This is a genomic window from Stagnihabitans tardus (genome assembly GCF_009925085.1).
Classification (GTDB): Bacteria; Pseudomonadota; Alphaproteobacteria; order Rhodobacterales; family Rhodobacteraceae; genus Stagnihabitans; species Stagnihabitans tardus.
This window is the reverse complement of the sequence record NZ_JAABNR010000030.1, coordinates 1-18,254: the sequence shown is the minus strand read 5'-3', so window position 1 is coordinate 18,254 and position 18,254 is coordinate 1. Positions and strand designations below refer to the sequence as shown.

Below are 18,254 nucleotides of genomic sequence, written 5' to 3'. Positions count from 1 at the left end.
AAAGGTGAAGAGTGCAGCACCGGCGAGGTTTCGCCGATCAGGCCGCCCCAAGAAATCTGGCGAGGGCAATGCCGAGGAGGGTGCCGAACAGCCCGAAAACGATGCCGAAGCCTGCGCCGTACTGCAGGCGGTCAAGTGTCTTGCCGCCGCGTTTTCGGGCGACGTAGTAGCCCCAAAGCAATCCGACGATCCCGAAAACTGGTCCGATCATGAAAACTCTCCTTTCAGGATACTCTTGTTCCGCCAACTCCAGAAGGCGAAGCCTCCCCAAAAGCAAAGGATAAGGAGGAGTACGGACCAGTCGCCAAGACGGGCGTAGAGCGTCGGTTGCAGGGGCCTCGGCAAGCGCATGTCGATTACGCCAGAAGTCTCGATGTCCAGCATCGCAAGTGTCTTTCCGTAGGCGTCTATCACTGCCGAGATGCCCGTATTTGCGGCCCGCACAAGAGGAAGTCCCTCCTCGATGGCCCGCATCCGAGCCGAGGCCAGATGTTGCTTTGGACCAATGGACGCACCGAACCAGGCGTCATTGGTCGCGTTGAAAATCCAGTCCGGTCGGATGGCATCATCGACCACATGCCCGGGAAAGATGATCTCGTAGCAGATCGCGATGCCCGCATAGGGATGTGGGCCAAATGCAAGGGTGCGGGGACCCGGACCGGGGAGGAAATCACCTAGAGATTCGACCAATCGCTGAAATGGCAGGACACTCCGCCACGGCACGTATTCGCCAAAGGGAACAAGGTGATGCTTTGCGTAGCGCGTCAGGACGGAACCGTCCGGCGCAATGGCGAGCACAGCGTTTCGGTACACCGTCCCGTCAGCGGTGACCTCCCGCTCAGGACTGCCAGCCAACAGGACGGCAGTGTTCGGCAAGAGCCACCCAAGCATGACGCGGGCCCCAGTGTCCTCGGCGAGAAACCCTGGCCATGCAGTTTCTGGCCAAAGCAGGATATCGTAGTCGCCGGGGTGTGCAGAAAGCGAGAGAAGTCGGAGAATGTTGGCCTTCCGGGATCCTTCGTCCCATTTGGCGCTTTGCGCGATGTTCGGTTGCACGACGCGGATTTTTGCGCCGCGCTCTGACGGGGGAACTGACAAAGCAAGGCGCGCAACGCCGAAACCGGCCACGGTGACCGCAATTGTGGTGGCGCTGGCGAAACGGATGACCTGCAACCTGCGAGCGGGCGCGCGGAAAGCCAGCCCGACCAGTGCTGAACAAAGCACCAAGAGGAACCCCAGCCCATAGCTGCCGACCAGAGCGGCCACTTGTGCGATGGGCAACCAGTCGGCCAGCGTGTAGGCGGCAAGGTTCCAAGGAAACCCCGTCAGAACGTGCCCCCGGAGCCATTCAAGGCCGGTCCAGCTTGTCGCGAGCGAAAGAGCCAGCGGCAATCCGGCGCGCGCCATTCGGGAGGCAAGGGCACAAGCCACAGCCGGAAACACTGCCAGCAGCGCCGCAAGACCGAGGACGGCAGGCAAGGCCAACCATCCGAACCGGTCCGCCTCGACCTGAAAACTTTCGGTGATCCAGAAAAGCCCGGGTATGAATTGGCCCAATCCAAACAGATATCCCAGTCGAAACGCGACAGGCCACGACGTGCCACGCAACATAATTACCAGCACTGCGAAGGCGATCAGCGCAAAGGGCAGGATCGAATATGGTGGCAAGGCCAAGACAAGTACGGCGCCAGCGGCCAGGGCCATGCCCAAGCTGGGCAGACCTTGAATCAGATTTCCGCCGTAACGGGGATGTGCGTCTGAAGTGATCAATCCTGCGAAAGCCCCCGTCTTTAGACGCGAGGGCTAATTGCTCTAGCTACTTGAGGTGCAAGGTATGCGTTTCTGGATCACGGCAATGTCAAAGTGTCGACCTGTTGGTCGACTTCGTGGGGCCGATCCGAAGCCTCGCAAGATGAACGGCGCAGAGCTTGTCGCGCTTTCGGCCCAAACCGTGCGCTGTTGACGGCTCTTTGATTTGTCCCGTCGGCAAGACGACGATACTGCCCATTCCGAAACGTAGGTGAAGGAGTGATCCATGGCCGAAGAACGGATCGGGCGACGGGCTTTGTTGGGCGGAGCAGTCGGGATGGCAGGTCTTGCGGCCCTACCAGCCTTGGCGCAGGACGGCACGACCGAGTTTCAGGCTCCTGTATCCGGCAGCGTGCGGAACAACGTGTCCAGCTTCCGGATGCCTCAGTGGCGGGACTATTTTGAGAATACTAAGGGCGGTGCGATTCTGGCGGACACCAAGTCACGCGCGCTGCATTATTGGTCAGAGGATCAGTCGATCTACCGGCTCTATCCCTCTTCAGTCCCTTTGTCCGAGGAACTGACACGGCTCGGGCGGACCGAAATTGTCCGCAAGGCCGTGAACCCACCGTGGCGTCCGACGGCTTCGATGTTGGAGCGCAACCCGGACTGGCCGAAGATGGTCGAAGGCGGATCCAAGGACAACCCGCTTGGTGTCCGCGGAATGTATCTGTCCTGGCCTGCCTATTTGATCCACGGCACCCATGATACCCGGAAGATAGGTCGTAGATCATCGAACGGGTGCATCGGCCTCTACAATGAGCATGTCATTGAACTCTATGATTTGGCGCAGGTTGGCACTCAGGTGCTGCTGATCTAGGTCTATGGCTTTCTGAACGCATCAGGCTGACGTCGCCCGAAAGCTGGGCGGAAGGCGGGCTGATGTTTGCTTGCTTTCGCTAGGTCAAGTGTCCTCAGCCCACTAGCACGGTCGACAACAGGTTCACGTTCAGCACGATGATCACGGCGGCGATCAGCCAGCAAAGGCCGGTCAGCCAGCGGGGGGCGACCAGTTCGCCCATCTTGGCGCGGCTGGCGGTGAACATCACCAAGGGCACGATGGCGAAGGGAAGCTGGAATGACAGCACGACCTGGCTCAGGATCAGCAGTTCGCCTACGCCGCCGCTGCCGTAGAGCAGAATCACGAAGATCGCCGGGATGATCGCAAGGCCCCGGGTGATCAGGCGTCGCGCCCAAGGGGCGATGCGCAGGTTGATGAAGCCTTCCATCACGATCTGTCCGGCCATTGTGGCGGTGACAGTGGAGTTCAGACCGGCGCACAAAAGCGCTACGCCGAACAGGACCGGCGCGAGCGACGAACCGAGCAAGGGCTCCAGCAACAGATGCGCCTTGTCAATTTCGGCTACGTCGTTTTGCCCCACCGTGTAGAAGGCAGCAGCGGCCAGGATCAGGATCGATGCATTGATCGTCAGCGCGAACATCAGGGCGATGGTGCTGTCCCAAGTAGCCAACCGCAGCGCCTCACGCTTTGCCGGCAGATCCAGTCCAAAGGCGCGGGTCTGAACGATGCCCGAATGCAGGTAAAGGTTATGCGGCATGACCGTCGCCCCTATGATGCCGAGCGCGAGGTAAAGCATCGTCGGGTTGTTGAATATCTCGCGGCTTGGGGCAAAGCCTGCGATGACTTCGCCCCAGACCGGATCGGCCTGCGCGATCAGCACGACGAAACAGGCGGCGATCAGCGCCATCAGCGAGATGATCAGCGCCTCTATCCAGCGAAAGCCCTTGTTCTGCAGCCACAGGATCAAGAACACATCGGCGGCGGTGATAAAGATGCCGATCTCCAGCGGAATCCCGAATAGCAGATTCAGGCCGATGGCGGTTCCGATAACCTCGGCCAGGTCGGTTGCGATGATCGCCAGTTCGGCAAAGATCCAGAGTGGTACAGACATCCATTTCGGAAAGGCATCGCGGCAGGCCTGCGCCAGATCGCGGCCCGAGGCTACCGCCAGCCGCGCGCAGAGAGACTGCAGCAGGATCGCCATGATGTTCGACAGAAGCGCGACGAACAAGAGCGTGTAACCGAACGCCGCGCCACCCGCGAGCGAGGTCGCCCAGTTGCCGGGGTCCATATAGCCCACCGCCACCAGGTAGCCGGGGCCTATGAAGGCGAGGAACCGGCGGAACCGGCTGGTGCCACCGTTTCCGACCGCGATGGTGCGGAAGACTTCGGAAAGGGAGGGGGTCTCGCTTTCCTGCCGCCAGGCATTGGTCGTCATGGCTCTTGGCACTCCCGGCTTGACCACGATCCCTACAAGACGTGGCACATAAAGTTAGACAATGCTAACATTCTGCCCCGCGCCTTTACTTGTCAATCCATCCCGTGCGACACTGCACGGATGACAGAGTTAGATCCTGAAACCCATGCCACGTCGGATGACCGGCCCGCGGACCTGCGCGCCGGGGCGTTTCAAGGTGTGCGCGAAGCCCGGCGCAATGAACTGGCCGAGGACTACGTCGAACTGATCGCCGAACTGATCCACGATCAGGGCGAGGCGCGCCCGGTGGACATCGCCGCCCGGCTTGGCGTGAAGGTGCCGACCGTGAGCAAGACCCTGGACCGTCTCGCGCGCGAGGGGCTGATCACCCGCGCGAAGTATCGGTCGGTCTTTCTGACAGACGCGGGCCGCGCGCTGGCCAAAGAATGCCGGCGTCGGCACGAGATCGTCTTGCGCTTTCTCATCAGCCTCGGCCTTGACCCCGAGACAGCGGAACGCGATGCGGAAGGCATCGAGCACCATGTCAGCGAGCGGACGCTGGCCCTGTTTTCGGCCTTCGCCAACCGGTCCTAAAGGCCGTCAGCTATTCTCGACCGCGAACCGCACATCGGCGATGAGGCTGTCGGCGCTGAAATTCTCCAGCCGTTTGCCATTAAGGAAGAAGGTTGGCGTTTGGCGGATAGCCAAGGCTTCCACGTCGGCCGCATCCTGATTCAGGATACCAGTGATTCCCGGGAAGAACTGGTCGGTCTCGGCCTTTTCGAGATCAAGGCCCGCAGCCCCGGCAATCTCCCATGCCACATCCATCTCAGGCGAGCCATGAACAGCCCAGCCAGGCTGCTGCTCAAGAAGTGCATCGAGGACAGGCTCGAACTTGTCTTGCATCCGCGCAGCCTCGAGGATGCGCACAGCCTCGTCCGAGCCTTCGTGGAAAACGGTGTAGCGCAGCACGACGCGGACCTGCGTCGGGAACTGCCGCCGGATTTCCTGCACCACGGGGTGGTATGCACGGCAGGCCTCGCAGGAGGGATCGAAGAATTCAACCAGTGTGACGGGGGCATCGGCGGGGCCGAAGCTGGGGGAGTAGTCACGGATCAACAGTGCCTGATCCTCGGTTGGCGTGGCGGCGGCCGCCGCTTCTGCCTCGGTGTCGCGGCGCTGCTTCAGCACGAAGGCGCCACCCGCGAAAGCAGCAACACCAAGTGCGGAGGCTCCAAGGATAAGGGTGCGGCGGTTCATGGGCGGTGTCCTTTCGGAAAGAGGAGGCAGGCAAGGATCGCCGCAAAGGCGACCGCTGAGAGATAGGGGATCGGCAGGCCAAGGATCATCTGCGCCTCACCGGTGCAGGATGGGCCATTTTCAGTGCAGGGCACGATCGGCGCGGGCAGGATCCCTGCGTACAGGCCCGAATGCCATGCCGCAAGTGCGAGCCCGGCGAGGGTCAACGGCAAGCCGAAGGGGCGCGCCATCCCGTCGCCCCGCCAGAGCGACAGGCCAAGGATCGGCACCAAGGGGAACATGGCGATGCGTTGATACCAGCAGAGCGTGCAGGGCATCTGGCCCAGCACCTCACCGATGAAGAGCGCGCCAAGCGTGGCCGCCAGCGCGATCAGGAAGGCCGCAGTCACGGCAAGGTCGTCGCGCGACAGGGTTTCTGGGTCAGCTTTGGTCAAGAACCGGCTCCTTGCGGCGGCGAAGGGGAAGCGAGGCGAAAAGGATCAGGACCGCGCCCAAGGTGATGCAGATATCCGCAACGTTGAACGTGGGCCAGTGCCAGTCACGCCAATAGAAATCAAGGAAATCAGTCACGGCGCCCTGCCGAAGCCGGTCGATGATGTTGCCAAGCGCCCCGCCCACAACCATTGCAAAGCCTGCCCTTTCCAAAACATGTTTCGCCCGGAATGCCATGACGGCGAAAGCGATGGTCAGCGCGCCCGTCAGCGCCGCCATCAGAAGGGGCTTACCCGCCATGAACCCGCCCATCATGCCAAAGCTCGCGCCGGTATTGAACCCAAGGGAAAGATTGAAGCCCGGCAGGACCGGGACCGCAGTCCCCTGCGACAGAAGCGACAGCGCTGCGGCCTTGGTCAACTGGTCTGCCACCACTGCGGCAGCAATCAGCGAAATCAGCATCACCCTGGTCATTCTACGGCCTTGCTCTTGATGCCGATCCAGCGTGGGACCGACGCGGCGTAACGATCATAGTCCGGCCCGATTGCCATCCGCAGGGCGGCCTCTTCGGACCGCACTTGCGTGCTGGCCGACCAGAGAAACAGGACTGGGGCGAGGACTGTCGGCAGAGAGGGAACCGCCATCGCAACACCTGCCAACAGTGCCGCTTGCCCCACAAAGGTTGGGTTGCGGCTGAAACGGTAAAGCCCGCTGGAGACCAGATCGCCGGTTTCGCCGCCGACCACGCCGACGCGCCAGGATGATCCCATCGACATCTGCGCGGCAAAAGCCACCATCGCGCCGAGCCCTGCGACAAAGACCCCGATCAGGCCAAGGAGGACGGCGCGACCCTCAGTCCAGAGCAGGTCGACCTTGTGGAACCCGGCCACGGCGAGCCAGAAGAGCGGCCCGAAAAACGCCAACGCAAAGGCCGCGCGGAAACCGATTGCCGCCAGCCGATCGCGCCCGGTGGCGCGCGCGAACAGCCAGATCGGACGCCCCGCCGCTTGTGCTGCCATGGCGCTGCCCCAGAAGAACAGCGCCAGATAGCCGAAAAGAAGGGCCAGCGCGGCCCAACCAAAACCGGAGATCATCAGCTCAGCCCTCGCGTTCCGGGTTGAACCGCAGCAGACGCAGGGCGTTCAGCGTCACAAGCACGGTTGCACCGGTGTCGGCGAGAATTGCGATCCAGAGGCCAGTCAAACCGAATACCGAGGTCACGAGGAAGACGGCTTTCAGCCCGAGCGCTATGGTCACATTCTGGCGGATGTTGGCCATTGCTGCGCGCGACAGACGGATCGTGGCGGGAATGTCGGTCACCCGGTCACGAAGAATGGCCGCATCGGCCGTTTCCAGCGCCACATCAGTGCCCGATCCCATCGCCACACCAACGCTTGCCTGTTTGAGCGCGGGGGCGTCGTTGATGCCGTCGCCGATCATCATCACGCCACCTTTACTTCCGATCTCGCGGATGTAGGCAAGCTTGTCCTCCGGCATCATGTCGGCCTCGAACTTCAGGCCGAGGCCTCCTGCGATCGCAGCGGCCGTGCGCGGGTTGTCGCCGGTCAGGATGACCGCAGTCACCCCCATGGCCGTCAACTGGCGCACCGCGTCTTTCGCATCCGCACGCGGCTCGTCCCGCATGGCGATCAGACCGAGCGGGGCCTTTTCGCGAAACACGGCGACCGCGGTCTTGCCGTCCTCCTCAAAAATCGTCGCCTGCCGAAGGCCAAGGCCATCCAGCCCGCCATGCTCCATCGCGTAGCGGGGCGAGGCCACATAGGCCGCAGCGCCGCCCACGGTTGCAACAACGCCCTTGCCCATCAGCGCCTTTGCGTCTTGCGAGGGCAACGCAGAAACGCCAGCGTCCTTGGCCTTGTTCAGGATCGCAATCGCCAGCGGGTGGCTCGAGCCGGTCTCGACGCCTGCCGCCACGGCCAGAAGTTCAGCGTCGGTGGTCGTCCCGAACGGCACCAGATCCGTCACCTGCGGGCGACCATGCGTCAGCGTCCCGGTCTTGTCGAAGGTCACAACATCCACCTTCGCCGCCGCTTCGATCACGGCACCGCCCTTCATCAACAGGCCACGCCGCGCCCCGGTGGACATGGCCGAAGCGATGGAGGCGGGGACCGAGATGACTAGCGCACAAGGGCAGCCGATCAGCAGGAGGGCAAGGCCGCGGTAAACCCAAGTGTCCCAGGGCTGGCCGAAGACCAGCGGTGGCACCACGATGACCAGCGCCGCGACGGCGACGATGGCAGGCATGTACCAGCGGCTGAACCGGTCGATGAAGCGTTCGGTCGGGGCACGCGCCTCTTCGGCCTCTTCAACCAGACGGATGATGCGGGCGATGGTGTTGTCCTCGGGACCTTTGGTCACTTTGACCCGCAGGGCCGCCTCGGTGTTGATTGCGCCGGCAAAAACCGCGTCCCCGGGGCCGCGCGTCTTGGGCACGCTTTCCCCGGTGACCGGGCTTTCGTCCACGCCCGAAGTGCCATCCACGATCTCGCCATCGGCCGGAATCCGGTCACCGGGGCGGACAAGGACTGTCTGGCCCACAGACAGGCTTGCGGCTGGAACCTCGCGCGTGCTGTCACCTGTAACGAGTTGCGCCGTCTTCGGCACAAGATTGGCCAGCGCCCGGATCCCGTCTCGCGCCTTGCCGGCGGCCACGCCTTCCAGCACCTCGCCCACGGCGAACAGAAACACCACCAGTGCCGCCTCTTCCGCTGCGTTGATGAACAGCGCGCCGACGGCGGCAATCGTCATCAGGCTTTCGATGGTGAAGGGCTGTCCCATCCGCAGCGCCGCAAAGGCGCGCTGCGCTACCGGAGCCACGCCGATCAAGCAAGCGGCAACGAAGGCCCACTTACCGATCTCGGGGGCAAGATACTCGATGACCCAGGCGGCACCCAGCAGCAGGGCGGTAAAGATGACCAGCTTGCCCTTGGCGGTCTGATACCAGCGCTTGCCCCGGTCGGCGGGGTCGTCATGAACGTGGCCGGGGCTGCCGTGACCGCTATCGTCGCGCTTGGTGCTGGCCGCCTTAGAGCCGTGGTCGTGACCAGAATGATCGTGGCCAGCGGGAGCTTGGGCGGAGTGATCATGATCTTGATGCATGTCGCTCTGCTCAGGTGCGAATTGAGCCCCCGGCAAAACGAAGTCCTTCTTCGCACCGGCGGCGCGCGGCGCAATCTCATAGCCAAGCGCACGGACGGTCTTCTCGATCTTGTCCCGCCCGGTTTGTCCCTCATCCAGCGTCAAGCGCAGGCGTTCCGACATGATGCCAACCTCGACGTCGCTTACCCCCGGCAGGCGCGTCACCGCATCCTTGATCTTGGTCGCGCAGGACCCGCAGTCCATGCCCGTCACCGTCCAGTCACAGGATGTTTCGCGTGCAGCTTCCGACATCGTCATTCCTCCTGCCGCTGAGCGGGCAGTTGCTTTCATCGAATCAGGAACCTAATGTCTCTAGCAACTATAGCTTCAAGGAGAATCTGATGCTGACTATCGGAAAGTTGGGCGAGGCCGCCGGGGTGAAGGTACCGACGATCCGCTATTACGAGCAGATCGGCCTGCTTCCCGAAGCCGAGCGCAGCGCGGGCAACCAGAGACTCTACGGCCGCAAGGCGCAGGAGCGATTGGCCTTCATCCGGCACGCCCGCGATCTGGGCTTCACGCTCGAAGCGATCCGCGACCTGCTGAGCCTGTCGGACCGACCGGATCAGTCCTGCGCTGCTGCCGATGCCATCGCGAAGGCACAGCTGGCAGAGGTTGAAAGCCGCCTTGCGCGATTGACCGCGCTGAAGGCCGAACTTGAACGGATGGTCGTGCAATGTGCAGGCGGCAAGATCGCCGATTGCCGTGTGATCGAAGTTCTGGGCGACCATTCGCTTTGCGCGACCGATCATCGGCATCCGGAGACAGAGGCGACGCAATAACCGCACCCGCAACACTCGCCATTTAAGCCAGCACCGCCTTTTCCGAAAACGCCGCCCCGGGCCGCTAGAGCATCAACGGCACTCCGTTCAACCGGATGTGCGTTGCCGAATTTTTCTTCTCATGTCATGCATTCTGAATGTCGTGGATAGTCCGACCCTTTTTAGCAGTGCTGTTGGCTGTGTCCCTGTTCGGGGCCACAGTCAGTGAGGTATCGGCCGGACTTGCAGCGGAGATCGCAGCAGTAGCCGACCCGTGCTGCGAAGGCGATTGCCCTGATGACCAGGCATGCGGCGTCGCCTGCGAAATGATGGCGCGTGGCGGAATGACAATGCTCGCTCTGGTACAAGTCCCCGGGCTTTCTGTTACCGGGGAGGCATCTGCTGCAGTCCTGATGCTTCCTGACCTGCATCCACCATCCGGGCTTCCGCCGGATGGCTTGAGGCGACCTCCCCGCATTTGACCCTGCCGCGTGCGCAAGCACGCGGATGTTGCCGTTTGCACCTGCGCCAATTGGCTTCGCGGGTGCGCTGTCGCTGCAATCAAAGGGTCTTCCTCATGACAAACATGTTCCGCCGCATTTGCGGCTCCGTTCTGGCACTTCTCATCGGCGCATCTGCCCTCTGGGCAGGTGCAGACGACTACCGTTTCGAGATCGTCTCGACCGACCATCGTGTCGGTTCTGGGGTAACCATTGAACTTCGTCTGACCGATCTTCGCACCGGCCAGCCGGTCGAGGGCGCGGTCATCTATGCCACACGCATGGACATGGCCCCCGACGGAATGGAGACGATGACCTCCCCCGTCACCGCATTGCCGGCCGAAGGTCCGGGCACTTACCTGTTCAGCACGGATCTCACCATGGCGGGGGGATGGCGGTTTTCGGTGGCGGCCAAGGTGCAGGGTGAACCGGAAACCGTGCAGGCAGAACTGGAATTGCGAGCCGAGCCATGAGCGCGGTTGGCAAGTTGACTGCCGCAGTCCTTGTTGCAGGCAGTGCCGGATGGATCGGGCTGACCGCTGGCGAAAAGGGGATCACCGTGGCCAGCCTGATGGGCATGGCCGAGATGCAGATTGCCGTGTTGATGGGCAATGACGCAGTCGCCATGCCGGGTGCTGACGCCCCTGAAGCAGAGCCGACCGGCCCGGTGATCTACTGGAGGCACCCGGATGGGTTGCCCGAATGGTCGGTATCCGAGCGGCAAACGGAAGATGGGCGGGCCTTCCTGCCTGTTCTCGCCAGCGAGGATCTCTCGCTGGGCCCTGCGCCCGAGCCCAGTTCAGAAATGGCGATGGCGGAAACAGGTGAGCGGACCATCCTCTACTACCGCAACCCGATGGGCCTGCCAGACACCTCGCCAGTACCGAAGCAGGACTCAATGGGGATGGATTACATTCCCGTCTATGAGGGCGGAGACAGTGACGATGGGTCGGTCACCGTCAGCCCCGGCAAGTTGCAGCGCACCGGCGTGCGAACTGCCGAGGCAGTCTTGGCGCCCCTGGCGGCCACATTGCGCGCGCCGGGAATCGTGGAACTAGACGAACGCCGGATCAGTGTCATCTCGCTGCGCGCAGACGCCTTCATAGAAACGGTTGCCGATGTGACTACGGGCAGCACGATCGCCGAAGGTGCACCGCTCGTGACGCTCTATTCACCCGAGATCGCTGCCGCTCTTGCACAGTTTCTGACCGACGTGCGGTCGGAAGGGCGGCTAAGGGAGGGCGCACGGCAACGACTGGAAAACCTCGGCGTGCCGGGAGAGGTGATCGACCGCATCGCGACCGAGGGCCAGACGACGGTGAGTATTCCGATCATGGCCCCGCGCAGCGGCGTGGTGCTGGAGCGGATGGCGGTCGAAGGCATGATGTCGGAAGCGGGCGATACCCTGTTCCGCATCGCTGACACCTCGACCGTCTGGGTGATCGCCGAAGTGCCTGAAGCGGCGCTTATGGAGATTGCAGTAGGAACAGGGGTTCGGGTGAGCTTTCGTGGCCTCACAGATGGCCCGATTTCGGGCCGTATCGACACCATTTACCCCGAAATCGATATGATGACCCGCACCGGAAAGCTGCGGATTGAATTGCCGAACCCGGACGGGCGCCTACGCGCCAACATGTTCGCCGAAGTCGAAATCATGCTCGGCGGCGCACCCGTGGTGCAGGTACCAGAGGGTGCTGTGATCGACACCGGCGACAGACAGGTGGTGATCCTTGATTTGGGCGAAGGGCGGTTCCGGCCTGAACCAGTGACCGTAGGGCGCAAGGGCGGCGGCATGATCGAGATCGTCAGCGGCGTGAGCGCGGGCGACGTAGTGGTGAGCTCTGCCACCTTCTTGATCGACGCCGAAAGCAACCTCAATGCGGCTTTGGCTGCCCTTGCAGCGCCCGGATCCACCCCGGAGGCCAATCCATGATCGCCCGCATTATCGAATGGTCGGCCCGCAACGTGCTGCTTGTGCTCTTTGCCACCGTCTTTACCGTGGCTGCGGGCCTTTGGTCCCTGCGCACACTGCCGATCGACGCCATCCCCGATCTGTCGGATGTGCAGGTGATCGTGCTGACCGAATACCCGGGGCAAGCGCCGCAGGTGGTCGAGGATCAGGTCACCTATCCCCTGACCTCGGCCATGCTGACCGTGCCGCAATCAAGGGTCGTGCGGGGGTTCTCGTTCTTCGGCATCTCTTTCGTCTACATCATCTTCGAAGATGGCATAGACCCCTATTGGGCCCGCTCGCGCGTGCTGGAATACCTCAATGCTGCGGCCGCGCGTCTGCCGGACGGGGTAACACCTGCGCTCGGGCCGGATGCAACGGGCTTGGGCTGGGTCTATCAATACGCGCTGAAGGGCGAAAACCTGAGCCTGGCCGAGCTAAGGTCCTTGCAAGATTGGGTGATGCGTTTTGCCATCAGCGGTGCCGATGGCGTGTCGGAAGTCGCCAGCGTCGGCGGCTTCGTCAAGCAATATTCGATCACCGTCGATCCGGTGCGGATGCGGGCGCTTGGCATCACCCTGTCCGAGATCGGAGAGGCCGTTGCGGCCAGCAATATGGACACCGGCGGGCGCACGGTCGAGCTGTCGGAATTCGAGTTCATGGTGCGGGGGCGCGGCTATCTGGACGGCATCAGTGATCTTGAGATGGTCCCGATCCGTGCCGAAGGCGGCGTCCCGGTCCTCTTGCGCGATGTAGCGTGGGTCGAGATCGTGCCCGATGAGCGTCGGGGCATCGCAGAGCTTGACGGCGAGGGCGAAGTGGCCAGCGGCATCGTGCTTCAACGTGTGGGTGCCAATGCACTCGATGTGATCGACAACGCCAAGGCCGAGATCGACACCATCGCGCAAAGCCTGCCCGAGGGGGTGGAGATCGTCACCGTGTATGACCGGTCCAGCCTGATCCTGTCAGCCATTGAAACCCTGCGGACGACACTTCTCGAGGAAAGCATCGTCGTGGCGCTGGTCACATTTGTCTTCCTGCTGCATGTCCGCTCGTCGCTGGTCGCCATCATCATGCTGCCGGTGGGCCTCTTGATGGCCTTCACCGCCATGCGCGCGCTTGGCATCGGGGCCAATATCATGAGCCTTGGCGGCATCGCTATCGCCATTGGCGCGATGATCGACGCCGCCATCGTGATGATTGAAAACGCCCATAAGCACCTGGAGCGAGCCGAACCCGGCAAACCACGGGTGGAAGTGCTGATCGAAGCGGCGTCAGAGGTCGGACCGGCACTGTTCTTCAGCCTGCTGATTATCACCGTCTCCTTCCTGCCGATCTTCGCGCTGGAAGGGCAAGAGGGCCGCCTATTCGGCCCCTTGGCTGCAACCAAAACTTTCGCCATGGCAGCAGCAGCGCTCTTGTCGGTGACGCTGGTGCCCGCGCTGATGGTGATCTTCGTGCGCGGCCGGATCGTGCCGGAACACCGCAACCCGGTGAATCGCGCCCTGATCGCGATCTACCGACCCGTCATCCAATGGGTGCTGCGGGCGCGGGTGTTCACAATCACCCTCGCGCTGGTGGCACTGGTCGCCACAATCTGGCCCGCGCGGCAGTTGGGGTCCGAATTCATGCCCGCTCTGGACGAGGGCACGATGATGTACATGCCCACCACCCTGCCGGGCCTGTCCGTCACCAAGGCCGCGGAGTTGATGCAGATGCAGGACCGCATCATCCGCAGCTTCCCGGAAGTCGAGACAGTCTTCGGCAAGGCGGGACGTGCGCTGACGGCAACCGACCCGGCCCCGACCGAGATGTTCGAGACGATCATTCAGCTAAAGCCGAAGGATGAGTGGCGCGAAGGCGTCACGATGGAAAGTCTGCGGCTGGAAATGGACGCCGCCCTGCAATTCCCCGGCGTCTCGAACGCCTGGACCCAGCCGATCCGCGCCCGCATCGATATGCTGGCCACCGGCATCCGCACGCCTGTGGGGGTGAAAGTCTTCGGCACCGACCTTACAGAAATGGAGGCAGTCGCGCGGCAGGTCGAGGCGGTGTTGCGGAATGTTCCCGGCACCACCAGCGCCTATGCCGAACGGGTCATCGGCGGCTATTACCTCGACATCGTGCCCGACCGGGAACGGCTGGCGCGTTACGGCCTGTCGATCCAGGACGTGCAGGAGGTTATCGCCATGGCGCTTGGGGCCGAGGCGATCACCCAGACCGTCGAGGGACGCGAGCGCTACAACGTGGCATTGCGCTATCCCGCGGCGCTGCGACAGGATCCCGAGGCCATCGCGCGGGAGGTGCAGGTGGCACTTCCGGATGGTGGCACTGTGCCCCTGGGCGAGGTCGCCGCTGTCGAGCGTACACGGGGTGCGACGTCGATCCGCACTGAGAACGGTCAGCTTGCCGTCTACATCTTCGTGGACATCGCGGGCCGCGATCTGGGCGGCTATGTCGCCGAGGCACAAGCGGCAGTGGCTGGCGAAGTGATCCTGCCGCCCGGCTATTCGCTGGGCTGGAGCGGTCAGTTCGAATACCTCGAACGTGCCAAGGCTCGGCTGGCAATCGTCGTGCCGATCACGTTGGCGGTAATCTTTCTGCTTCTCTTTCTGAACTTCCGCCGCCTGACCGAGACCCTGATCGTCATGCTATCGCTGCCTTTCGCGCTCGTCGGCGGGGTCTGGCTGATGTGGTGGATGGGGTTCAACACCTCCGTGGCAGTCGCTGTCGGGTTCATCGCGCTGGCCGGCGTGGCGGCGGAAACCGGCGTGATCATGCTGATCTATCTCGACCATGCGCTGGCGGAACGCCGAGCTGATGTAGTCCGAGCGGGCCGCGCCTTCACCCGCGCCGATCTGGATGCCGCGATCATGGTAGGTGCGGTAGAACGGGTGCGGCCTAAGATGATGACCGTGGTGGCCATCATGGCGGGCCTGATGCCGATCCTCTGGGCACATGGCACAGGGTCCGAGGTCATGAGCCGTATCGCCGTGCCGATGATCGGCGGCATGGTGTCGTCCACCATCCTGACGTTGGTCGTGATTCCGGCTGTCTACGCACTGATCAAGGGGCGCGGTCTGGCGAAGGCAAAAGACATAGCCAACGGTGGTGCCGTCATGAAGCCAATGGGTCAATCCCTGGCCTGAAAGTAGTCGGAGAAACCCCAGCAAAAATGATTGGAGCACGCAAGTCCGAGGTCTCCCTTCCGCATCAAGCCATCTCATCGGGAGATTTCTCCTGCCAAAACAGCGCGTCCGTGCACGGCGAGGATTGCAGTGAACGTTGGACAGCCGAACTGTCGGACGACATCTAGGATACGAGCATCGTAGGCGGCTTGGCCAATCAGGCTGCACAAATCCGATGCGTGAAACTGTCGGTTGGCGCTCGGAGCAGCCCGAATCTGCTGATGGAGCTCGAGCGTTTTGGGATCTTCTTTGGCCAGCGGCTCCGGCTTCGATGAAAACGCTGGAGCCCGGCTTGACGAACTGGTCCGCCAGCGCCGCATGAAGCCGAGCAAGTAGCCAGCCGGGACATGGGCATTGCCGCGCGACCGGTTGAAAGTCAGGAAACGTTCCCAGATGATCTGCGTATCGACGTTCCAGCAGGCAAGCGACGCCTTCGCTGACTTGATCAATTCTGCCCAAGGCGTGTGGTAGACGCTGGCTACTGCGCCGATCTCGATCTTTCCTGCAAAGATAGTTTTGTTCTTAGAGTCTCCAGATAGTGATGTGTCGCCTGCAGATGACACGACATCTGGCGCTGTTCCAGTTGCGATATGCCCCCCGAACCGGAACAGCCAGGGCGCAAACTTGCCATTGGGCTTCCACCGGGCCAGCGCCAAGCCGGACGCCGCGAGCTCGACCAGGAGCGCCGTCAGATGCTGCCGGGAAACCCCCATCTTTTCGGCGAGGTGCGCCAGCGTGAACGCGGCCGTTCCGCGTTCAAGCCCGTTGTAGCCATCCTTCCAGGCGATGCCGTCGAGGATGATCGTCGCGAGCTTATGGGCCGCAGTGGAGAGCGGTGTTTCGGTGATGCGGCGCAGGATGGCGCCGGTCGTGAGTTCCATGATGTGTCGTTCCGTCTTGGGGCGACACCAGACCGTGAGCCGTGCAAGATTTCGTTCCGGCAAAGGCATTTGCCGGTTGAACGGACCCAAAGCTCGCGCTAGATTCCCACTACCACGAGGAAATCAGTGCGGCGTCGGGCCTATGGTCTGGCGTCGTTTCTGTTTCTGGGGATCCGGTCTTTCGATCGTTTCGAGGGAGGGCGGTCGTTCAGGTTCTCAATAGTGAACCTCTTCGTGTCCGTAGCTGCCTTCATAGTCGCGCCACTCGACGAAGACAGACCGGTGCCAATAGCTGCGACAGTCTGCCGGCACGGCGAGATCTGAGGCGGTCGGCACCGCAGAAACGCTGCTCCGACGTCGGGTGTAGTCGCCTTGGGACCCATAGGTACCCATGTACACGGCGCCCCAGCTGTTGCAGTCGCCATCAGAGCTGCGGCGCTGCTGGTAGGTGATTTCGAACACTCGGATCGAGCGGACGAAGTCAAAAGCCGGATCAGAGATGTCGACATCTGCCCGATCCTGGACGAGCTGAAGCGGCAACGGCGTTGTCGGGATCGAGATAAGCGGCACCGGCCCGCCGCGCACGGCGATGTCGAACAAGCGCTCAAGCGGTTTCGCCTCTCCACGAAAACTCGCACGCATCGGGCAGTTCCAGATCTGCAGCGGCGGCTCAACTGGCCAGGGCGTGATCCGGGCGATGAAGACGGTACGGGCATGGACGCACTCTGCTGAGGCTGGCCAGCCGCCTGCGAGGCAGAGTAGGATCGCGCAATCGACGGGGTAGGCTTTTGCCGGAGCAGCAAGAGAAAGGGACAGGGCGGTAGCTGCGAGGGCGGCTGCAGCTCGTAGTCTTGTCATGGGAGTTTCCTTGTGAAGATGCCGGGAGGGGAGGGGGCAGGAAGACTGTAACTGGCACGATCAACCGTCAGGCTCGGCGCCAAGAGCCTGGTAGTCGTGGATCGCGCGGTTGATCTCTTCGGACACCTCGGCACGCGCAGCATCGAGACAGCGCAGATAGGTCTGTGCCTCATCGAAGTAGGCCGTGAACTCCTGACCTATCTCCGTGCGATATTCCGCACGCGTGGCAGCATCGGTCACCGGTGCAGGCGGGACCGGCGGCAGGCAGTCCAACACCGTCGCCCCCTGAGTGACGCCGCAGACAGGCATCGTGAACAGGGCGGCGGCGACGAGGCAAGCGCGTCTGAAGCGGGGAAGGGGCATGCACAGTCCGAGGGTTTCAAAACATGTGCATGAATTGCAAAACACCGCTATTGACGCAATAGGATTCTACCGCTAGGTGAGCGCCATGTTGTGCGACGACATGTTTCTCATCAGCGCAACATGCACTATGTTCTGCCGAGGCGTGTTGCTTTCGGAAGGTGCCAACCCATGAGGAACTTGACCCCGGTGATCTTGCAGGCCGGACTTAAGGAGGCCCTGACCGAAGGCGGCATCGTCGAAGCCCTCTGTGTCGAGGACGCAAAGAAGGTTCTCAATGTCTGGCAAGGCACCTGGCGCATCCAGCTGCGCCTTGGCGACCAGACAGCCCTTCTGGTGATCTCGCGCGGGCTCGAACCCCGGGAGTTCAAGACCGTCACCGGTCTGATCTCCTTCGCGGTCGAGCTGGGTCTGACCACGGTCCCCGTTCCTTTGAAGAAGGGCGAGAAGGCGACCTGGACCCATGACGCAGCGGTGGAGCCCATACCCTGAACTGACCCTCGGTGCAGGGCTGGCGCTTTGGCTCCTTGCCGCACAAGGTGCTTTGGCCGAGGTCATCGACCTTGGCGCAGGGACAGAGGACTTGCGGGTTCGGGCCAGCGTTCTCGATTTTGGCAAAGAGCTTCCCAAGCGCGGCGATCTGAACGGCGTCGAGTTCACAGATGGTGTTGAGACCGATGCAGATGACGAAGGTCTCGTTGTGCTTGCGTCCTATGGCACGACCCCGAAGGGCAGGGGTCCGCGTGGCGCGGCCGAGATCGAGGATCTCGTTCTCGACGTGGGCGACGACTATCTCCGCCATCCGGCGCTGAAAGCAGCCGGGCTCTCCGGGACGGAATGGCTTGCGCTCTTTCGGGCAAACATCGCAGTGGAATC

General features: G+C 62.4%; 18 protein-coding genes and 1 pseudogene. 8 read left to right on the top strand and 11 right to left on the bottom strand.

The annotated features are described in order from the left end of the window. Positions 1 to 37: 37 nt before the first annotated feature. Together GV832_RS19160 and lnt are read right to left on the bottom strand one after the other, a co-directional pair. Positions 38 to 211: a hypothetical protein gene (locus GV832_RS19160; protein WP_168776494.1), complete on the bottom strand. Its 174-nt coding sequence runs from the start codon at positions 209 to 211 to the stop codon at positions 38 to 40. After that, complete coding sequence (gene lnt, locus GV832_RS19155; protein ID WP_168776493.1) at positions 208 to 1,704, bottom strand: apolipoprotein N-acyltransferase; 1,497 nt, start codon at positions 1,702 to 1,704, stop codon at positions 208 to 210. Before lnt ends, GV832_RS19160 begins: the two co-directional genes overlap by 4 nt. Before the next feature lie 331 nt (positions 1,705 to 2,035). On the opposite strand from lnt, the gene GV832_RS19150 reads away from it, so the two are divergent. Then, positions 2,036 to 2,629, top strand: a complete 594-nt coding sequence (locus tag GV832_RS19150; protein ID WP_168776492.1) for a L,D-transpeptidase — start codon at positions 2,036 to 2,038, stop codon at positions 2,627 to 2,629. Between the two features lie 94 nt (positions 2,630 to 2,723). On the opposite strand, the gene GV832_RS19145 is transcribed toward GV832_RS19150, so the two are convergent. Next, positions 2,724 to 4,049: an Nramp family divalent metal transporter gene (locus tag GV832_RS19145; protein WP_168776491.1), complete on the bottom strand. Its 1,326-nt coding sequence runs from the start codon at positions 4,047 to 4,049 to the stop codon at positions 2,724 to 2,726. Positions 4,050 to 4,169: 120 nt separating this feature from the next. Between GV832_RS19145 and mntR the strand changes: the two genes are divergently transcribed. After that, the gene (gene mntR / locus GV832_RS19140; protein ID WP_125327817.1) at positions 4,170 to 4,622 is read left to right on the top strand and encodes a manganese-binding transcriptional regulator MntR; all 453 of its coding nucleotides are present in this window, start codon (positions 4,170 to 4,172) and stop codon (positions 4,620 to 4,622) included. 6 nt (positions 4,623 to 4,628) lie between these two features. On the opposite strand, the gene GV832_RS19135 is transcribed toward mntR, so the two are convergent. From GV832_RS19135 to GV832_RS19115, 5 genes are read right to left on the bottom strand one after another with little or no spacing between them, the layout of a single operon-like run. Then, entirely contained in the window at positions 4,629 to 5,288 is a 660-nt protein-coding gene (locus GV832_RS19135) for a DsbA family protein (protein WP_168776490.1), read from the bottom strand. Then, on the bottom strand, positions 5,285 to 5,722 hold the full coding sequence (locus GV832_RS19130) for a disulfide bond formation protein B (protein ID WP_168776489.1): 438 nt from the start codon (positions 5,720 to 5,722) through the stop codon (positions 5,285 to 5,287). The genes GV832_RS19135 and GV832_RS19130 overlap by 4 nt, the downstream gene beginning before the upstream one ends. Next, the gene (lspA, locus tag GV832_RS19125) at positions 5,709 to 6,194 is read right to left on the bottom strand and encodes a signal peptidase II (protein ID WP_168776488.1); all 486 of its coding nucleotides are present in this window, start codon (positions 6,192 to 6,194) and stop codon (positions 5,709 to 5,711) included. Before lspA ends, GV832_RS19130 begins: the two co-directional genes overlap by 14 nt. After that, positions 6,191 to 6,814: a methyltransferase family protein gene (locus GV832_RS19120; protein WP_168776487.1), complete on the bottom strand. Its 624-nt coding sequence runs from the start codon at positions 6,812 to 6,814 to the stop codon at positions 6,191 to 6,193. The genes lspA and GV832_RS19120 overlap by 4 nt, the downstream gene beginning before the upstream one ends. Before the next feature lie 4 nt (positions 6,815 to 6,818). After that, entirely contained in the window at positions 6,819 to 9,137 is a 2,319-nt protein-coding gene (locus GV832_RS19115) for a heavy metal translocating P-type ATPase (RefSeq protein WP_168776486.1), read from the bottom strand. Between the two features lie 83 nt (positions 9,138 to 9,220). Between GV832_RS19115 and GV832_RS19110 the strand changes: the two genes are divergently transcribed. The 4 genes from GV832_RS19110 (at position 9,221) to GV832_RS19095 (ending at position 15,240) form a co-directional block, all read left to right on the top strand. After that, complete coding sequence (locus GV832_RS19110; protein ID WP_168776485.1) at positions 9,221 to 9,661, top strand: MerR family transcriptional regulator; 441 nt, start codon at positions 9,221 to 9,223, stop codon at positions 9,659 to 9,661. Between the two features lie 556 nt (positions 9,662 to 10,217). Then, entirely contained in the window at positions 10,218 to 10,613 is a 396-nt protein-coding gene (locus GV832_RS19105; RefSeq protein ID WP_168776484.1) for a FixH family protein, read from the top strand. After that, positions 10,610 to 12,073: an efflux RND transporter periplasmic adaptor subunit gene (locus GV832_RS19100; protein ID WP_168776483.1), complete on the top strand. Its 1,464-nt coding sequence runs from the start codon at positions 10,610 to 10,612 to the stop codon at positions 12,071 to 12,073. Before GV832_RS19105 ends, GV832_RS19100 begins: the two co-directional genes overlap by 4 nt. Then, positions 12,070 to 15,240, top strand: a complete 3,171-nt coding sequence (locus tag GV832_RS19095; RefSeq protein ID WP_168776482.1) for an efflux RND transporter permease subunit — start codon at positions 12,070 to 12,072, stop codon at positions 15,238 to 15,240. Before GV832_RS19100 ends, GV832_RS19095 begins: the two co-directional genes overlap by 4 nt. A gap of 74 nt (positions 15,241 to 15,314) precedes the next feature. Here GV832_RS19095 and GV832_RS19090 read toward each other — a convergent pair whose 3' ends face one another. The 3 genes from GV832_RS19090 to GV832_RS19080 all read right to left on the bottom strand — a co-directional run bounded on the left by GV832_RS19090 (position 15,315) and on the right by GV832_RS19080 (position 17,381). Then, positions 15,315 to 16,160 (bottom strand): hypothetical protein, encoded by an 846-nt coding sequence (locus tag GV832_RS19090; RefSeq protein WP_168776481.1) that lies wholly within the window; start codon positions 16,158 to 16,160, stop codon positions 15,315 to 15,317. 216 nt (positions 16,161 to 16,376) lie between these two features. After that, positions 16,377 to 17,018, bottom strand: a complete 642-nt coding sequence (locus tag GV832_RS19085) for a hypothetical protein (RefSeq protein WP_227754540.1) — start codon at positions 17,016 to 17,018, stop codon at positions 16,377 to 16,379. A gap of 60 nt (positions 17,019 to 17,078) precedes the next feature. Then, positions 17,079 to 17,381, bottom strand: a complete 303-nt coding sequence (locus tag GV832_RS19080) for a hypothetical protein (RefSeq protein ID WP_168776480.1) — start codon at positions 17,379 to 17,381, stop codon at positions 17,079 to 17,081. Positions 17,382 to 17,549: 168 nt separating this feature from the next. On the opposite strand from GV832_RS19080, the gene GV832_RS19075 reads away from it, so the two are divergent. Then, a complete protein-coding gene (locus GV832_RS19075; RefSeq protein WP_125327830.1) occupies positions 17,550 to 17,870 on the top strand; it encodes a hypothetical protein in 321 nt (106 codons plus the stop codon). A gap of 52 nt (positions 17,871 to 17,922) precedes the next feature. Continuing rightward, positions 17,923 to 18,254, top strand: a pseudogene (locus GV832_RS19070) (hypothetical protein); the annotation flags it as partial.